The sequence below is a fragment of the Deinococcus grandis genome, from assembly GCF_001485435.1.
Taxonomy (GTDB): Bacteria; Deinococcota; Deinococci; order Deinococcales; family Deinococcaceae; genus Deinococcus; species Deinococcus grandis.
Genome location: NZ_BCMS01000001.1, coordinates 328,237 through 345,384 on the forward strand (window position 1 = coordinate 328,237; position 17,148 = coordinate 345,384).

The window sequence follows — 17,148 nt, forward strand, 5'->3', positions numbered from 1 at the left end:
CGTGCTGGCGGATGCACCGCTGGCCGGGCGGCCCGCATGATGGGCGCATGACCGACCCACAGCCCGTCACGCTGCGCGACATGCAGAAACCCGACGATTTCGCCGAGGTCGCGGCCCTGCTGAGCGCCGCCGATCCCGAGTGGCCCCTGACGGCCGAGATGATGGCCACCTGGGACGAGGCGCACGACCCGGCGCTGTACCGCCGCGAGCGGGTGGCGGAGCAGGGCGGACGGATCGTGGGGGTCAGTCACGTCGGGCATGACGATTTCGCGTTCGAGGACTGGCGGTACTTCGGGCGGGTGGTCGTGCACCCGGATGCCCGGCGGCGCGGGGTGGGCACGGCGCTGTACGACGACGCGTTCGCCGCGCTGCGCGAACGGGGCGCGCAGGATCTCCGCACGATGCTCAGCGATCAGGACGAGGACGCGCCGGGCCGGGCGTTCCTGGCCGCGCGGGGCTACGTGCGCACCTGGGACCGCTATGAGTCCCGCCTACACACGGCCGACGCCGAACTGGGCGCCTTCGACGACCTGATGGCGGCCGTGGCGGCGGACGGCGTGGAGCTGCGCCCGGTGGCGGACCTCGCCGGGGACCCGGAGCGGAACCGCAGGTTGTGGGAACTCGACTGGCGCCTCTTCCAGGACGTGCCGATGGGGCAGACCCTCACCCGGCGGCCCTTCGAGGCGTGGGTGAAGCAGGAACTGGACGACCCGACCTTCAGTCACGAGCTGTCCTTCGTATCCCTGCGCCCCGACGTGAACGACCCGGAAACCGGCCCGTACGTGGGCTACAGCACCCTGATGAGCAACCCGGCGGGCTTCTTTGTCATCGGCATGACCGGCGTGCGCCGCGAGGACCGCGGGCGCGGCGTGGCCAAGGCCCTGAAGGTCGCCGCGATGCGCGCCCTGGCCGCTGCCGGGGGCGGCGAGATCCGCACGTTCAACGACCCGCCCAACAAGGCCATGCTGGGCATGAACCGCGCGCTGGGCTTCCGGCGCGGCCCGACCCGCAGCCGCTACGAACTGCACCTGGACCCCGTGACGGGCGAACGCCGCCCCGTCCCCGTGCCCCCGGAGCTGGCGTGACCGCCCCGCAATCCTTCGCGTTGCGGCCCGCCACGGACGCCGACCTGGGCGCCCTGGCGGACCTGCTGACGGCCGTGAATCCCCGCCACCCGCAGACCGCCGAGTCGCTGGCCCACGACCTGCACTCGCTGCGGTCGCACCCGCTGGGGCTGCACGTCGCGCAGTGGGTGGCGCACACCCCGGACGGGGCGCTGCTGGGTGCGGCGTCCGCGTTGCAGTTCGGCGGGATGTACCACCCGGACCGCTACCACGCCGAGGTCGGCGTGCACCCCGGCGCGCGCGGCCAGGGGGTCGGCGCGGCGCTCGCGGCGCACGTCACCACTCACCTGGAGGCGCGGGGCGCGCGCGAGGTCCTGGCTGGCGCGTACGAGGACGAACCGCGCAGCCTGCACTTCCTGACGGCGCGGGGGTTCCGGGAGGTGATGCGGTTCTTCGACAACGTGCTCGACATGGCCGACTTCGACGCGGACGCCTGGGCGGACCGGGCGACCCTGCCCGCCGGGCTGCGGGCCGTGACCCTGGCCGACCTGAGCGCCGAACTGGGCGAGGAAGCCGCCCACCGCGCGTTCTACGCGGGCTGGCTGGCCGCGCGCGAGGACGTGCCCCGCACCGCCCCCGCGACCCCGGTCGCCTATGAGGACTTCCTGACGCGCCTGGACCGCCCGGAGCACCTGCCCCGCGGCACGCTGCTGGCCGTCACCCCGGCGGGCGAGGTCGCGGCCCTGTCCGAACTGCACCGCGACCTGCACGACCCGCGGCGGCTGAACACCGGCCTGACCGGCACCACCCGCGCGTGGCGACGGCAGGGGTTGGCGCTGGCGCTGAAGGTCGCCGCGCTGCGCGTCGCGCGGGACCTGGGTGCCCGCGAGGTCTGGACCGGGAACGCCACCACCAACGCGCCCATGCTGGCCCTGAACGACCGCCTGGGCTTCCGCCCGCGCGTCGCGTGGGTGGAGATGCAGCGCGGTCAGGTGGACGCATGATCACCGTCGCCCCCATCGCCGAGCACGAGTGGGACGCCGCCGCCGCGATCCTGACCGGCGCGAACCCGAACGATCCCCTGACCGGCGAGGACCTGCGCCGCCAGATGCGCGAACAGCAGGACTGGGGGTACGGCTGGGCCGTGCTGGTGGCCCACGAGGGACCGGAGGTGCTGGGGGTCGCCGCGTACTACCAGAATCCCGGTGCGTTCCACCCGGACCGGTACGGCCTGGACCTCGCCGTCGCGCCCGCCGCGCAGGGTCGGGGTGCGGGCGCGGCCCTGTGGGCGGACCTGGACGCCGCCCTGCGCGCCCGGAACGCCGAATCCGCCCGCATCCTGGCCCGCGAGGACCACCCGGTCGCGCCCGGCTTCCTGACCCGCCGGGGGTTCACGGGCGACAGGCGGTACTTCATGTCCGCCCTGCACGTCCCGGACTTCGACCCCGCCCCGTACGCCGCGCTGGAAGGCCGCCTGCACGCCCGGGGCGTCCGCATCCGCAGTCTGGCCGAGCTGCGCGAGGCGGGCACCCCGGACCTCGCGCGGCGCCTGCACGCCCTCATGAGCGACGTCCGCCAGGATGTGCCGCGCGCCGAACCCGCGACTCCCCTGAGCCGAGAGGTGTTCGAGGACGCCATCCTCGGCGACCCCGGCCTCCTGCCGGACGCGTACCTGATCGCCGAGGTGGACGGCACGTGGGCGGGGCAGACCACCCTGTTCCGCAGCGACGCCAGCCCGGACCTCCTGACCGGCCTGACCGGCGTCACCCGCCCCTGGCGCGGCCAGGGGATCGCCACCGCCCTGAAACTCGCCGCGATCCGCGCCGCCCGCACCCTGAACGCCACCACCATCCGCACCGACAACGCCAGCGACAACGCCCCCATGCTCGCCATCAACGACCGCCTCGGCTTCGTCCGTGACCCCGCCAGCGTGTCGTACGTGATCCGCTTCGGGTGAAGGGGGGAGTGGGAAGTGGGTCGGCTTGACCTGGGCGGGCACGCCGCGCAGACGCTGTTGACCATCCGCCATCCGCCATCCGCCATCCGCCATCCGCCATCCGCCATCCGCGTAAGCTGTGTCTGTGCTGCTGAGTATCGACTGGGACGCCTTCTCGGGCACGCGGGAACTGGTATTCGACGCGCCGATCTGGGGGACGCGGGACCTCGACCATGACCGCTCTGGCGCGTGGGTGGACCGCGCGCGCGGGCGCGGTGGGCAGGACTGGGACGTGCTGGAGGCGGATTTCCCGCTGTACTCCGGCTGGGAGGCCCTGCGCGCGTACGTGGGCGTGCCGGCGTTCGTGACGCTCAGTCACGCGGACGCCTGGGCGTGGCTGGAACGGTATCCGGGGCTGGACGTGCTGAACCTCGACTCTCACCACGATCTGGGGAGCCGCAGTGGCGACCCGGCGCGGGTGCGGCCCGGCAACTGGGCGGGGCTGGGGCTGGCGCGCGGCCTGATCCGCACGGTCACGACGCTGTACCCGGACTGGCACGCGGCGCTGCCCGTCGCGGAGGGCTTCGATCTGGACCGCACGCGCGGCGAATTGGGTGACCTGCTGCCCGCCGCGCTGCTGGACCGCGTGACCCTGGCCCGGCAGGCGCGGCCCGGCGCGGCCCTGCCCGACCCGGCGCGGGTGACGTCGCTGCTGCTGGTGCAGTCCCCGGCGTGGACGAACCCGGCGCATGATCCGGCGTTCCTGGCGCTGGCGGCCGAACTGGGCGCGCAGGTGCTGGTGCCGCCGCACCCCCGAATGGGGAGGGCGGAGAAGTCCGTTCGATCTTAAGCGGCCTGCGTGCTATCCAGAGTGGACCGTGCGCGCCGCCCGGGTCACCGGCTGCGCGTGCCCGCCACCCCCCGCGACCCACCCGAGAGGGGAGCGTCAGCCCGCCGCGGCGCCGTGTAACATTTTTCATGAAGCCGCGCGCTTCACAGGAGTGCACCCGTGACCATCCCGCACACCGAATCCACCCGGCAAGTCGCCTATCAGGTCGGCGCGTTCGCGCTGATCCACCACCAGGGCGCCTACCTGATCACCCGCCCGCTGGAGCCGCTGCAACCCGGCGCGCAGGGCCTGCCCGGCCTGATCCTGAACGCCGAACCCGGCAACAACCCGGTCGAACTGCACCTGCGGCGCGTGATCCGCGAGCAGGTGAAACTGGTCGTCAGTGACCTGCGGCTGGCCGGGTCGTACGTGGCGCGCGGCACGCAGGGCGGGCACGCCGACGCGCGCCTGCACCTGATCTTCGGCACGGAGTACAGCGCCGGGATTCTCGAGCCGGACCCGCACCTGCTCAGCGCCGCCGAGTGGATTCCCAGCGCGGAACTGCTCGAGCGGGGCGGGTCGCCCGAATGGTTGCAGATCGCCATCCGCGAGTACGAGACCAGCGCCGCGCCACCGGCCGCGCCCGCCGCGGCGCGGTCCCGCCTGGGCTTCATGCGCCGCCGCTGAACGCCGCGCGGTTCAGCCGCCCGCCACCATCGCCTTCCAGCCCTCGGTGTCCTCACCGACCGTCAGGTGCTTCCCGGCGCGCACCAGCGGCAGCCGCAGCAGCTCCGGGTCGTCGATGATCTTCGCGATCACGCCGTCCTCGGTGGTGCGCAGGTACGCGAGGTTGCTGCGCTCGTACGCCTTGCCGTCCAGGTCCAGCAGGGCGTTCAGGCCGAATTTCTGCACGAACCGGCTCAGCTCACCCTTGGCGATGGGCCGCTCCTTCAGGTCCACGAAGTGGATCTTGATCTTGCGTTCCTTGAAGAAGCGCTCGGCGGCGCGGGTTTCCTTGCTCTTGCGCGTGCCGAACACCTGCACCTGCAACTCGCTCATGCCTCAAGTGTAGAGGCAGTGGGGAGTGGGAAGTGGGTCGGTCGGAGGTGGGCGGGCACGTCGCCCGATGACCGTCAACCGACGCGGGCGCGATCACCCGCGATCCACTTCCTACTCACCACTGCCCACTCCCTGCCGCCCGCGTTCCTCAGTTCGTGTAGAAGCCCAGGTCGTGGTCGCCGCTGACCGGCAGGCCCAGGTGGTCGTAGGCATGCGCGGTGGCCACGCGGCCCCGGGGCGTGCGCTTGATGAAGCCCAGCTGGATCAGGTACGGCTCGTACACGTCCTCCAGGGTCAGGCTGTCCTCGCTGATCGCGGTGGCCAGCGTGTCCACGCCGACCGGGCCGCCCGCGAAGCGGTGGATCAGGGTTTCCAGGTACTTCTTGTCGCGGTCGTCCAGCCCCGCGCTGTCCAGGCCCAGTTTGTCCAGCGCGTCCTGCGCGCGGGGCAGGCCGATGGTCGTCTCGCCCGCCACGTCGGCGTAGTCGCGCACGCGCCGCAGCAGCCGCTTGGCGATGCGCATGGTGCCGCGCGCCCGGGCGCCGATCTCGACGGCCGCCTCCTCGTCCAGTCCGAAGCCCAGCAGGCGCGCGTCGCGCAGGAGGTTCACGCCGATCTCGTCGGGCGTGTAGTACTCCAGGTGCTCGATGATCCCGAAGCGGCTGCGCATGGGCGCCGTGATCAGGCCCGGGCGGGTGGTCGCGCCGACCAGCGTGAAGCGCGGCAGCGGCAGCTCAATGGTGCGCGCCGCCGGGCCCTGCCCCAGCACGATGTCCAGCTTGAAGTCCTCCATCGCGGGGTACAGGTGCTCCTCCGCGACGCGGCCCAGGCGGTGGATCTCGTCGATGAACAGCACGTCGCCTTCCTCGAGGCTGTTCGTGAGGATCGCGGCCAGATCGCCGGGTTTCTCGATGGCCGGGCCGGAGGTCACGCGGATGTTCACGCCCAGTTCGTGCGCGATGATGTGCGCCAGGGTGGTCTTGCCCAGGCCGGGCGGGCCGAACAGCAGGGTATGGTCGAGCGCCTCCTTTCGGCCGCGCGCGGCCTGGAGGTACACGCCGAGTTTCTCCTTCAGTCGCGCCTGCCCGACGTAGTCCGTCAGGGTCTTGGGCCGCAGGGCCGCGTCGAGCGGTTCAGTCATAACAGAGAGTCTAGCGCAAGTTCGCTGTCAGCGGAATACGCCGGGGCCGTTTCAGCCTTATGCGGATTCCGTCTGTTTCGTTGACCACCCGAAACGGCACCGGGTCGTCAACTCCACGTCCGGAACCCGGTTCTCTCCTTCTCGCATCCGCTCGGGTTGAATGGTTTTTGCAAACCATTCAACCGGAGTCCCTATCAGCGCCCCGCGTACAGCCGGATCAGCCCTGGTAGATCCCGCTCCAGGTCACCGCCCACCACGTCCAGGTTCCCGTACACCCGCACGAACCGGCCCTGACCGTCCACGACACTCACCTGATCCCCGTGAATCCGTGCCGCCACCGCCGCTGCCGCGCCCACCTGGGCGGCATTCGACGCGCCACTGGCCGTCTGCCCCTGCCCCATGTCCATGTGCGCGCTGTGGTCCTCCGTGGGCATCGGGGCCACGTTCGCCACGAACATCTCCCGCGCCGCCGCGTCGATCGTCTCTGCCTTCCCGGTCAGGCCCGTGAACGCCGGATCGAAGCGGTCCAGGTACTCACGCACCACGCCCGGCGTGTCGTGCCCGGGGTCCACCGTGACGAACTGCACCTGCACCCGCGACCGCTGCTCGGCGCTCAGCGCCGCGTACGTGTTCTTCAGGCTCGCCAGCGTCGCCGGGCACACGTCCGGGCAGCGCACGAACCCGTAGAACACCAGCCGCACCCGCCCGTCCGAGGCCGCCAGCGTCGTCGCCCGCCCCCGGTCATCCACCAGCGCCAGCGCGCTCAGGGCCTTCGGCTGATCCAGCGCCTCACCCGCCGACACGCCCGGCGCGGCCCGCCGCATCACCAGCAGTCCACCCAGCACCGCCGCGACCACCAGCAGCGCCGCCGTCACCCATTTCGAGACACCCGTCATGCCCGCAGGGTAGGGGAGAGGGCCGGGGTGACGTGTCCCCAGACAGCGGAGTGGGGAGTGGGGAGTGGGGAGTGGGGAGTGGGGAGTGGGGAGTGGGGAACGACCGCGAGTTTCAGTGTGCCTCCCACACAACGCGAAAGGGACGCCCGCTCAGGCGTCCCCCTCTGTCTTGCGCGCGGTGTTACCAGGCGTAGAAGATCGCGACGATCAGCAGCCACACGACGTCCACCAGGTGCCAGTACAGGCTGGCGGGGGTGATCGAGCCGTGGTTGTACTTGTCCATCTTGCCGGTCAGGGACTGGTAGAAGGGCAGGGCGATGCCGGTGCCGCCGATCAGGATGTGCAGACCGTGCAGGCCCACGATGGTGAAGAAGCACGCCTGCCACAGGTTCTGCTTCCAGTCGCTTTCCACGCCGAACAGCGTGAACTCGTACACCTGGAAGATCATGAAGATCGCGCCGAGCAGCAGCGTGACGAACATGCCGATGCGGAAGCGGGTGAGTTTCCCGTGGTGGTTGTCCTGCTCGGCGCGGTGAATCACGAAGGAACTCGCGACGAGGACCAGGGTGTTCAGCGCGGCCAGCCAGATGCTGGGGCGCAGCGCGGGCGGCTCGGCAGCGCCGATGACGCGCAGGTACACGTACCCGGAGATCAGCACGCCGAACAGGCCGACTTCGCTGATGATGAACCAGGCCATGCCCATGAAGCCGTTGTCGTACTTCGTCAGGTGGTGGTGCGCGACCGGTACGGCGTACTCACGGGTGCCCGCCCACTTGAACAGGCTGTACAGGAACACCGGGATGCTGAGGTACAGCACGACCGTGGCCAGCTTGAACGCGAAGGTCGCGTCCGCGAAGGGCTGCAGGCCGGTGGCGGGGTTGTAGTTCGTGAACCAGCCGAAACTCAGGCCGTAGCCCATCAGCAGCAGGCCCACGGCGGTCATGAACGGCCAGATGCTGTCCTGCGGCAGGTGGATGCTCTTGGGGTCCACGGGCGTGAGGGTCTGCCCGCTCTGCTCCCAGTCGTACAGGGGGCGCTCGGTGGGGAAGGTGGTGGGGAAGTCATGCGCGAAGTTGTAGGCCTTCGGCGGGCTGTCCGCCGTCCATTCCAGCGTGAAGCCGCCCCAGGGGTTGGCGGAGGCCGTGGCGGGCTGACGGAAGCTCTGGAGCATGTTCCACACCCACACGATGCCGCCGGCCAGCAGGGTCAGGGCGCCCAGCGTGGAGATGAAGTTCAGTTCCGTCCACGCGAAGTTGCCTTCGGGGTAGGTGTAGTAGCGCCGGGGCATGCCCAGCAGACCCAGGATGTACTGGGGCAGGAAGGTCATCCACGAGCCGATCATGAACAGCCAGAAGTGCGCCAGGCCCAGCTTCTCGTTCAGGAATCGGCCAGTCATCTTGGGCCACCAGTAGTACAGGCCGCCCATGGCGAGGAACGCGGTGCCGAACATCATCACGTTGTGGAAGTGCGCCACCACGTAGTACGACATCGTCACCTGGTAGTCGAAGGGAATCAGGCCCAGCGACACGCCGGTGATCCCGCCGATCAGGAAGTTGAAGATGAAGCCCACCAGCCAGTAGGTGGGGGACTTCATGATGATCCGCCCGCCCCACAGCGTGCCGATCAGGTTGAAGATCTTCACGCCGGTCGGCACGGCCACGATCAGGGTGGCGATCATGAACGCGATCTGCCACGCCTCGGGCAGGCCCACGGCGAACATGTGGTGGACCCACACCAGCAGGCTGACCAGCACGATCCCCAGGATCGAGTACACCATCACGCGGTAGCCGAACATGGGTTTGCGGGCCATGGTGCTGGCGATCTCCGCGCCGATGCCCAGGTAGGGCAGCAGCATCACGTACACCGCCGGGTGCGAGTAGAACCAGAAGAACTGCTGGAACATCACGGGCACGCCACCGATGCCGGGGTTGAACATGCTCAGGCCCAGCTTCAGTTCCAGGTACGTGACGAGCGCCGCGGCAGTCAGGCCGCCCAGGGACACCAGCTGCAGCATGGAGGTCGCGAAGATGCTCCAGGCGAAGATCGGCATCTGCCACAGGCTCATGCCGGGTGCGCGCATGTTCACGATGGTGGCCGCGAAGTTCGCGCTGCCCAGCAGGGACGCGACGCCGTTCAGGGTCAGGGCGACCATCAGTACGGTCACGCCGGTCTGGTTCGCGTCGACGCTCAGGGGGTAGTAGAAGGTCCAGCCGACGCCGGGCGCGCCGCCGTTGGCGAGGCCCAGCACGACCAGGATCAGGCTGAAGATGAACAGCCACACTGCGAAGGTGTTGATGCGCGGCAGCGCCACGTCCCGCACGCCCAGCTGCAGCGGCAGGAACCAGTTCCCGAAGCCGAACAGACCGATCGGGATCAGGAAGAAGAAGATCATCAGCGCGGCGTGCATGGTCAGCACCTGGTTGTAGGTGTTGCCCACCAGGAAGGTGTTGTCCGGTATGGCCAGCTGCAGGCGGATCAGCACCGCGAGGATCCCCGCGATGGCGAAGCCCAGGATGCTGGTCACGATGTAGAGCGTCCCGATCTTCTTGTGATCGGTCGTCATCATGTAGTCCTTCAGGACGGCCCAGAGGCCCGGGCGGGCCCCGGACTCCTGAACGGGGGCATGCTGAACGGTCACTGGGTGCCTCCGTCGGGTGCGCCGTGCACGGGCGTGCCCTTCCAGTAGTCCGCTTCTTCCGGCAGCTTGAGGCTGCGCAGGTAGGCGGCAATATCATCGATTTCGGTGTCGGTCAGGGTGCCGCCCTTGACCTTCTTGCCCTGCACCATGTACTCGCCGCCGTCGTAGCGGGGCATCAGGCTGCCGGGTTTGACCACGGGGCTTTGCTTGAGCCAGGCGTGCAGTTCCCCCGCGGCCTTCGCGTCGGTCCACTGCGCGTCGGTCATGGCTTCCCACATGCCGGCGCCCAGCGTGCGGCGCGTGCCGAAGAAGCTCAGGTCCGGGCCGGCGACGCCGGCGGCGGGGGTGCCCTGCACGCGGTGGCAGCTGGCGCAGGCCACGGCGCCGGTGCTGGCCTTGCCCTGCATGAACAGCGCGAAGCCGCGCGCCTCGGCGCTGCCGGGGGCGGGTTCGGGGGCGCGGTAGGCTTTCATGGCGGCCAGGGTGGTGTTGTACCGCTCCTGATCCAGCGCGACGACCTTGTAACGCATGTTGGCGTGGCTGGCCCCGCACAGCTGCGAGCAGTTGCCCTGGTACACGCCGGCGCGGTCGTTGTCGACCTGCCAGGTCTTCTTCACGCTGGGCATCGCGGCGCGCTGACCACCGATGTTCGGGGCCCAGAACCCGTGAATGACGTCGCCACTCGTGACCGTCAGGGCCACGGCTTCCTTGGTTGGCATGATCATCTCGTTGCCGTTGGTGACCACGCCGCCCGCGTCGCTGGTGGTCTCGGGGTACGAGAAGTTCCACCAGAACTGCCGGGCCAGCACGTCCACCTTGGTCGCCTGGTTGGGCGTGGGGTTCAGTGCGGCCATGCTCTTGACCGCCAGCACGCTCAGCAGGATCACGATGACGACCGGCACGGCCACCAGGATGGTCTCGAGCTTGTTGTTCCCGTGGAACTGGGCGGGCGGCGCGTCGTGCTTGTCTTCACGGAACTTCTGCACCGTGTAGAACAGCGCGTACGACACGCCGATGAAGATGATGATGGACAGAGCAATCGCCCAGATGCTCATCCAGAAGATCTCCCGGTTGTAAGCGGATGCCATGTCCCCGATGGTCAGGGACTGGTTCACCTGCTGGCAGCCGGTCAGTAGAGTCGCGCCCAGGATCGCCGCGATGGGCAGGGCCTGCCGGACTCGCCTCCGTGTGCCGCTGTGGCGGTGTGTGGTGGTATTCAACGTCACTCCTTTCCTCTGCTTGCAGTCTAAAGCGTCACGCGGGGGTGCGCCTGACGCTGGGCCGCCACTCGCGGTCAGCGTTCAAGCATACCGCCCACATTCTACCGACCGGTCAGGCATACCCCCCATGAGACCAGATGAGTCTCGGGCAAGTGTCCTGACCTTCCTCCAGTTCCTGTCCATCATGCGCCATCCGGGTTCCCGGGAGGTGGGAATCACAGCGCGCGGCCCCCGGGCAGCTGGTGTCCAGGGGCCGCGCGAAGCAGAAACGCTCAGCCGAGCGCCGCGAAGATCATCCGGTCGGCCGCCGCCGCCACGAACAGCAGCGCCAGATACAGCATCGAGTACAGGTACAGCGGCACCGCCACCTTGCGCTCCACGGCCTTCCCGGCCATCACGTGCCGGTACAGACGCCAGGACAGCACCAGCAGCCACCCGCCCAGCCCGGCCGCCGCCACGAAGTAGATCGCCCCGACCTCGCGGAAGAACACCGGCATGACCGACAGCACCACCGTGTAGATCGCGTACAGGCCGAGCTGCGCCACTGTCAGCTTGTCACCGTGCACGACGGGCAGCATGGGAATCCCGACCTCGCGGTATTCCTCCTTGATCATCAGCGCCAGCGCCCAGAAATGCACGGGCGTCCAGAAGAAGATGATCGCGAACAGGAACCACGCGAACAGGTTCAGGTCGCCCGTCACGGCCGCCCAGCCCACCAGCGGCGGGAAGCACCCGGCCGCGCCGCCCAGCACGATGTTGTGCCAAGTGTTGCGTTTGAGGAGCTGCGTGTACACCACCACGTACGTCAGGAAGCCCGCGAGGCTCATCCAGGCGGCCAGCGGCGTGGCCCACACCCACAGCATGGCGAACGACAGGATCTGCAGCGCCGCGCCGAACGCGGCGGCGTCCCGCGTGCTGATCAGGCCGCTCGTGGTGGGCCGCTGGGCGGTGCGCGCCATCTTCAGGTCGATGTCGCGGTCGATGATCATGTTGAACACGCCCGCCGAACCCGCGGACATGTACCCCGCGAGGCTCACGACGACCAGCAGCCACAGGTCCGGCACGCCCCGCTCGGCCATGAACATCGCCGTGACGGTCGTCCAGAGCAGCAGGCTGATGACCTTGGGTTTGGTCAGCGACAGGTAGTCCCGCCACGTCGCCCGGGCGGGCGCGGTCTCGGCGGGGATGGGCTCGGAAGTCGTCATACGTTCCCCCCCACCCTAGCGCGCCCACCCTGCACGGACAGGTCCGTCAGGGCCCGGTACACCAGCATGACCAGCGCCAGCCACAGCCCCAGCGCCAGCAGCAGGTGCACGAGCTGCATCCAGCCCGGCGCCTTGAGCGCCACGTTCGCGAAGCCCGCGACCATCTGCGCGGCCAGCACGCCCCACAGCACGCCACTCCAGCGGCTCACCTCGGCGCCCGGCCGCTCGCGGCGCAGGAACACGCCCAGCCACACCAGGAACGCACTCGTCAGCACTGCCAGCATCGGGTGCACCACCCGCAGGTTCTCGATGACCGAGGCCGTCACCGCGAAATCCCGCTTGACCGTCTCGATGGGCGTGCTGCCGTCCGCCGGGAGGAACAGCAGGTCCCCCAGCGCCGTCACGGCGCCCGCCATGCCCAGCACCAGCATCAGCCCCAGGCCCACGTAACTCCAGCCGCCCACCAGCCCCTGACGGCGCAGGCGCAGGCCCGGCGCGCCACTGGCCCACAGTGCCGTCAGCAGCAGCGCCGCCAGCAGCAGGAACGTGTTCGCCAGATGCACACCCTGCACGAACCCGCGCGCCGGGTCGGTACTGTCCGCCGTGAGGCCCAGCAGCACCTGCACACCCCCCACCAGACCCTCCAGCAGGATCAGTGCGAAGGACAGCACGGCTCCCAGCCGCGCCGGGTGGCCTTTGCCCGTCACGCGGAACGCCAGCGCCACCAGGGCGATGGCCAGCAGGCCACTGGCGCCACTGGTCAGGCGGTGGCTGAACTCGATCACGGTATGCAGCGTGGGGCTCTGCGGCACCACCACGCCGTTACACAGCGGCCAGTGATCCCCGCACCCCGCCCCGGCGCCCGTGATGCGCACCACCGCGCCCCACAGGATCACCAGCACGTTATAGATCAGCGCCGCCCAGGCCAGCCGGGGGAGCCACGCGCCCGCGCGGGCGCGCGGAACTGTCAGCGTTCCACTCATCGTCACCATCCTCGCCGCCCAGGCCCGGCCACAGGCGGCCAGGGCGGGGGTCTCTCGCCTAGCATTCTACCCGGCCCCCCCCGCAGAAGATTGTCCCCCGGCTCTGTGCGCTTCCCCCACCGGGCGCGGACACCTGACCTGCGCCGCCCCCCGTACACTGGGCGGGACTATGGCGGAAACCATCAACCAGTGGGCGGTCATCACGATCGTCCTGAGCGGCCTGGCCCTCATCGTGGGCGTGTACCTCATCAAACGTGGCCTGCGTGAAGCCCACATGCGCGCCATGATCGTCGCCAGCACCCTGGCCACCATCTTCCTCGTGCTGTACCTCACCCGGCTGGGCCTGGGCTACGAGAAGAAATACGCCGGGCCCGAGGAGTGGCGCACGGCGTACTTCGTGCTGCTGATCAGCCACATCATCCTGGCCGCCGCGAACCTCCCGCTGGCGCTGGGCGCCCTGTGGAACGCGTACAAGGGACTGAAGGCCGCCCGCACCCTGAACAACATCGACCTGCCCGCCGCGCGCGGGTACTTCAACAAGCACCGCGCCTGGGTCCGCTGGACGGTCCCGGTGTGGCTGTACGTCGCCGTGACCGGCTGGATCATCTACCTCGTGCTGCACAGCTACGGCGAGGTCATCAAGAGCTGACGCGGTCACGACGGACCGGGGGGACGGCCTGGCGGGTCGCCCCCTGTCCTGCACACCCCGAGCCGGGAGGGCGCAGACGCGCCTACACTCACGCGGTGACCGTCCCCACCTCGCCTGACCCCACCCCCCCAGCCGGGCGGGACGTGCTGGCCTACCCGGAATTCCGCGCCATGCTCGTCGCGGCCGTCACCAGCACCCTCGCCTCGCGCGCCGTCGCCCTGACCGTCGCGTACCAGATGTACCAGCTCACGAGAGACCCACTCACGCTGGGCCTGCTGGGCCTCGTGGAGGCCATCCCGGCCCTGAGCCTCGCGCTGCTGGGCGGCGTCGTCGCCGACCGGACGGACCGCCGCCGCATCCTGCTGCTGACCATCGGCGCAGAGGTGCTGTGCGCGGCCCTGTTCGCGCTGTACGCCCCGCACGCCCAGGCGGGGGGTATCTGGCCGCTGCTCGCGCTGATCTTCGCGCTGGGCGTCGCGCGGGGCTTCTCCGACCCGGCCCTCCCGGCCTTCCAGGCGCAGGTCGTGCCGCGCGAACTGCTGCTGCGCGCCAGCGCCTGGCGGTCCAGTGCGTGGCAGGCCGCCGCGATCATCGGCCCGGCGCTGGGCGGCGCGCTGTACGCCTGGCGCGGCCCGCAGGCGGCGTACGCCTTCGCACTGGGGCTGTTCCTGATCTCGCTGGGCTGCGTGGTCTACGTGAAAAGCAAGGGCCGCCCCGCCTTCACGCCCGGCGAACCGCTGGGCCAGAGCATCAAGGTGGGCCTCGCGTTCGTCCTGCAGCGGCAGGTGCTGGTCGGCAGCATGGCCCTGGACCTGTTCAGCGTGCTGTTCGGCGGGGCCATCGCGCTGCTGCCCGTGTTCGCCAGCGACATTCTGCGGGTCGGCCCCACCGGGCTGGGCCTGCTCGTCGCGGCGCCCAGCGTCGGCGCGCTGGCTGTCATGCTGCTCGCCACCCGCCGCCCACCCGGACGTGGCGCGGGCCGCACGCTGCTGCTGGCCGTCGCGGGCTTCGGCGTGAGCATGATCGTCTTCGGCCTGTCCCACAACCTCGCCCTGAGCGTCGCGGCCCTGGTCGCCGCCGGGGTGTTCGACGGGATCAGCATGGTCATCCGCAGCGCCACCCTGCAACTGAACACCCCCGACCACATGCGCGGCCGCGTGAACGCCGTCAGCGGCATGTTCATCGGGGCCAGCAACGAACTCGGCGCGTTCGAGAGCGGCGTCGCCGCCCGCCTGCTCGGCACCGCCCGTAGCGTCTGGCTGGGCGGCATCGTCACGCTGATCGTCGTCGCCGCCACCGCCGCGCTGGCCCCCGAACTGCGCGCCATGAACCTCGCGGACATCGAGGACTGAGGGAGGACGCAGACCGCTCGACCCAGCCTGTTCCCCGCGCCGGTCACCGTTCCCCTCCCGCGCGCCCTGCTACGCTCCGGGCATGAAACGCAGCATTCCGGAGTTGCAGCACTCCGCGCAGCCGCTGGTCATGGTGACCGCGTACGACTACCCCGGCGGGAAGCACGCGCAGGCCGCCGGGGTCGACCTGATCCTGGTCGGCGACAGCCTGGGGAACGTCGTGCTGGGCTACGACAGCACCGCGCCCGTCACGCTGGGCGACATGATCCACCACGCCCGCGCCGTGCGCCGCGGCGCGCCCGACACGTTCATGGTCGTGGACCTGCCCTTCGGCACGTACCACACCGGCGTGCAGGACGCCATGCGCAACGCCGTGCGCGTCATCCAGGAGACCGGCGCGGACGCCATCAAGATGGAAGGCGCGACCCCCGAGATCCTGCAGGTCGTGCAGACCCTCACCCGCAACGGCATTCCGGTCATGGGCCACGTGGGCCTGATGCCGCAGACCGCGACCGCGCAGGGTGGCCTGCGCGTGCAGGGCAAGGACGACGCGGGCGCCCGCGCCACCCTGGACGGCGCCCTGGCCCTGGAGGACGCCGGGGCGTTCAGCGTGGTGCTGGAAGCCATCCCCGCGCGGCTCGCGAAACTCATCAGCGACCGCCTGACCGTCCCCACCATCGGGATCGGCGCCGGGGTGAACTGCGACGGGCAGGTGCTCGTCACGCACGACCTGCTCGGCATCTACGAGGGCGAGGAGAAGAAGATCGCCCGGCGCTACGCCGAACTGGGCCGCGCCGCGCGCGAGGCCATCGCCGCGTACGCCGCCGACGTCCGCGCCCGCGAGTTCCCCACCCGCGACAATGCCTTCGTCATGAAAGACGACGTGCTCGACAAGCTGTACTGAGATGAACTCCGGTTGAAAGTGTTGCAACATCTTTCAATCCGAGCGGATGCGACTCGCAGAGCTGCGCAGCAGAGAAGGAGCAAAGCGCCCCTCCGAACGTGGAGGTTGCAATCCGGTGAAGTTCCGGATGGTCAGCGAAACAGACGGAATCCGTATGACCCTCCCTGAACGGTACTGACGCAGCCTGTGCTGACGCTACGCCCCGTCGTCCGCGTCCCGTAGCTCGCGCAGCGGCACGACTGCCGCGACGTTCCCCACGATCCGCCCTGCATGCCAGCGGGGCGAGCCCGTGATCACGACCTCCAGCAGCGACCCGTCCGGGCGGCGCAGCCGCGTGCGGTACGTGCTCGACGTGCCCGCCGAACGGTGATCGCGCGCGTCCCGCAGCGCCGCGTGGTCCTCCCGCACCGTGAACTCGAACGGCGTGCGCCCCAGCACCCGCTCGGGCGTCAGGCCCAGCATCCCCGCGTACGCCCGGTTCACGAACACGAACCGCCCGTCCTCGTCCGTCACGGTCAGGCCGTGCTCGACGGACTCCATGACCTGCCGCGCGAAGGTCAGCTCCTGCCCGTACGCCTCCTTCAGCTCGCGGTGCCCGCGCAGCAGCCTCACCAGCCGCGGCGCCAACCAGCCCGCGACGCCCAGCGTCACCAGGACCGGCAGGATCACCACGAACGCCTGCGGGCGCGGCACCAGCAGCGCCACCAGGAACGACTCCAGCATCAGCAGGGCGAACAGCACGTACGCCACCCTCAACTCCAGCTGACCCGGTCTCATGAGTACAGGGTGCCCCGCCCGCCCTTGCAGGGTTCTTACGTCCCCCCACGTTGAACGGGGCCGCAGATCGGCGTGCGGACCGCCACCGGGGCCGGTACCCTCGGAGCGGATGAACTTCCGGACTGGCTGTCTCCCTGGCCTGCTGTTGAGCGGCGGGGTGGGCCTCGTGGGGACCTTCGCGCTGCTGACGGCGGTCATGATCGGGTTCAACGTGGGGTACACCTCGGCGCTGGACCGGCATCACGGTCAGGTGGCGACGGTCGTGGCGGGCCTGTGTGCGGGACTGCAACTGCTGATCATCGGCGTGTTCGCGTTCCTGGGCTGGGTGTGACCTCCGGTGACGCGCCGCGCGGGGCAGCGGGTGGTCCTGGGTGGGGTGCTGGGCCTGGGGGTCCTGGTGGCGGGGGTGTTGCTGGCTGATCACCTGCTGCTGCCGCATTCGGGTTGGTAGGCGCGTCAAGTCCCGGTGTCACAGCGCCGTGACCGGGCGGGCTC

Annotated in this window: 17 protein-coding genes; 9 read left to right on the forward strand and 8 right to left on the reverse strand. The window is 70.0% G+C overall.

What is annotated here, in order from left to right:
• Positions 1-47: 47 nt before the first annotated feature.
• From DEIGR_RS01635 to DEIGR_RS01655, 5 genes are all read left to right on the forward strand, one after another.
• Positions 48-1,085: a GNAT family N-acetyltransferase gene (locus DEIGR_RS01635; RefSeq protein ID WP_058974703.1), complete on the forward strand. Its 1,038-nt coding sequence runs from the start codon at positions 48-50 to the stop codon at positions 1,083-1,085.
• Complete coding sequence (locus DEIGR_RS01640; protein ID WP_058974705.1) at positions 1,082-2,068, forward strand: GNAT family N-acetyltransferase; 987 nt, start codon at positions 1,082-1,084, stop codon at positions 2,066-2,068. The genes DEIGR_RS01635 and DEIGR_RS01640 overlap by 4 nt, the downstream gene beginning before the upstream one ends.
• Positions 2,065-3,021, forward strand: coding sequence for a GNAT family N-acetyltransferase (locus DEIGR_RS01645; RefSeq protein ID WP_058974709.1), 957 nt, complete (start codon positions 2,065-2,067; stop codon positions 3,019-3,021). The genes DEIGR_RS01640 and DEIGR_RS01645 overlap by 4 nt, the downstream gene beginning before the upstream one ends.
• A 124-nt stretch (positions 3,022-3,145) precedes the next feature.
• Positions 3,146-3,850, forward strand: coding sequence for a hypothetical protein (locus DEIGR_RS01650; protein ID WP_058974711.1), 705 nt, complete (start codon positions 3,146-3,148; stop codon positions 3,848-3,850).
• A 159-nt stretch (positions 3,851-4,009) separates the two neighbouring features.
• The gene (locus DEIGR_RS01655) at positions 4,010-4,516 is read left to right on the forward strand and encodes a hypothetical protein (RefSeq protein WP_058974713.1); all 507 of its coding nucleotides are present in this window, start codon (positions 4,010-4,012) and stop codon (positions 4,514-4,516) included.
• Positions 4,517-4,528: 12 nt separating this feature from the next.
• On the opposite strand, the gene DEIGR_RS01660 is transcribed toward DEIGR_RS01655, so the two are convergent.
• The 7 genes from DEIGR_RS01660 to DEIGR_RS01690 all read right to left on the reverse strand — a co-directional run bounded on the left by DEIGR_RS01660 (position 4,529) and on the right by DEIGR_RS01690 (position 12,971).
• Complete coding sequence (locus DEIGR_RS01660; protein ID WP_174518657.1) at positions 4,529-4,888, reverse strand: ArsC/Spx/MgsR family protein; 360 nt, start codon at positions 4,886-4,888, stop codon at positions 4,529-4,531.
• 148 nt (positions 4,889-5,036) lie between these two features.
• On the reverse strand, positions 5,037-6,029 hold the full coding sequence (ruvB, locus tag DEIGR_RS01665) for a Holliday junction branch migration DNA helicase RuvB (RefSeq protein ID WP_058974716.1): 993 nt from the start codon (positions 6,027-6,029) through the stop codon (positions 5,037-5,039).
• 194 nt (positions 6,030-6,223) lie between these two features.
• Positions 6,224-6,925, reverse strand: coding sequence for an SCO family protein (locus DEIGR_RS01670; RefSeq protein WP_058974718.1), 702 nt, complete (start codon positions 6,923-6,925; stop codon positions 6,224-6,226).
• 181 nt (positions 6,926-7,106) lie between these two features.
• Entirely contained in the window at positions 7,107-9,563 is a 2,457-nt protein-coding gene (locus DEIGR_RS01675; RefSeq protein ID WP_058974720.1) for a cbb3-type cytochrome c oxidase subunit I, read from the reverse strand.
• Positions 9,560-10,783, reverse strand: a complete 1,224-nt coding sequence (gene coxB / locus DEIGR_RS01680; protein WP_407638301.1) for a cytochrome c oxidase subunit II — start codon at positions 10,781-10,783, stop codon at positions 9,560-9,562. The genes DEIGR_RS01675 and coxB overlap by 4 nt, the downstream gene beginning before the upstream one ends.
• A 272-nt stretch (positions 10,784-11,055) precedes the next feature.
• Positions 11,056-11,988: a heme o synthase gene (locus tag DEIGR_RS01685; protein WP_058974724.1), complete on the reverse strand. Its 933-nt coding sequence runs from the start codon at positions 11,986-11,988 to the stop codon at positions 11,056-11,058.
• Positions 11,985-12,971, reverse strand: coding sequence for a COX15/CtaA family protein (locus tag DEIGR_RS01690; RefSeq protein WP_058974726.1), 987 nt, complete (start codon positions 12,969-12,971; stop codon positions 11,985-11,987). The genes DEIGR_RS01685 and DEIGR_RS01690 overlap by 4 nt, the downstream gene beginning before the upstream one ends.
• Positions 12,972-13,140: 169 nt before the next feature.
• On the opposite strand from DEIGR_RS01690, the gene DEIGR_RS01695 reads away from it, so the two are divergent.
• From DEIGR_RS01695 to panB, 3 genes are all read left to right on the forward strand, one after another.
• The gene (locus DEIGR_RS01695; RefSeq protein ID WP_058974728.1) at positions 13,141-13,620 is read left to right on the forward strand and encodes a DUF420 domain-containing protein; all 480 of its coding nucleotides are present in this window, start codon (positions 13,141-13,143) and stop codon (positions 13,618-13,620) included.
• A gap of 95 nt (positions 13,621-13,715) precedes the next feature.
• On the forward strand, positions 13,716-14,972 hold the full coding sequence (locus DEIGR_RS01700; protein WP_058974730.1) for an MFS transporter: 1,257 nt from the start codon (positions 13,716-13,718) through the stop codon (positions 14,970-14,972).
• Between the two features lie 82 nt (positions 14,973-15,054).
• A complete protein-coding gene (gene panB, locus DEIGR_RS01705) occupies positions 15,055-15,876 on the forward strand; it encodes a 3-methyl-2-oxobutanoate hydroxymethyltransferase (RefSeq protein ID WP_058974732.1) in 822 nt (273 codons plus the stop codon).
• A 195-nt stretch (positions 15,877-16,071) separates the two neighbouring features.
• Here the strand turns inward: panB and DEIGR_RS01710 are convergent, their stop codons facing one another.
• Positions 16,072-16,653, reverse strand: coding sequence for a PAS domain S-box protein (locus DEIGR_RS01710; RefSeq protein ID WP_153013588.1), 582 nt, complete (start codon positions 16,651-16,653; stop codon positions 16,072-16,074).
• A 109-nt stretch (positions 16,654-16,762) separates the two neighbouring features.
• On the opposite strand from DEIGR_RS01710, the gene DEIGR_RS20195 reads away from it, so the two are divergent.
• Positions 16,763-16,984 carry a hypothetical protein gene (locus DEIGR_RS20195; protein WP_058974738.1) on the forward strand — a complete coding sequence of 74 codons (222 nt, stop codon included), beginning with the start codon at positions 16,763-16,765 and terminating at the stop codon, positions 16,982-16,984.
• The last annotated feature ends 164 nt before the right edge of the window (positions 16,985-17,148 follow it).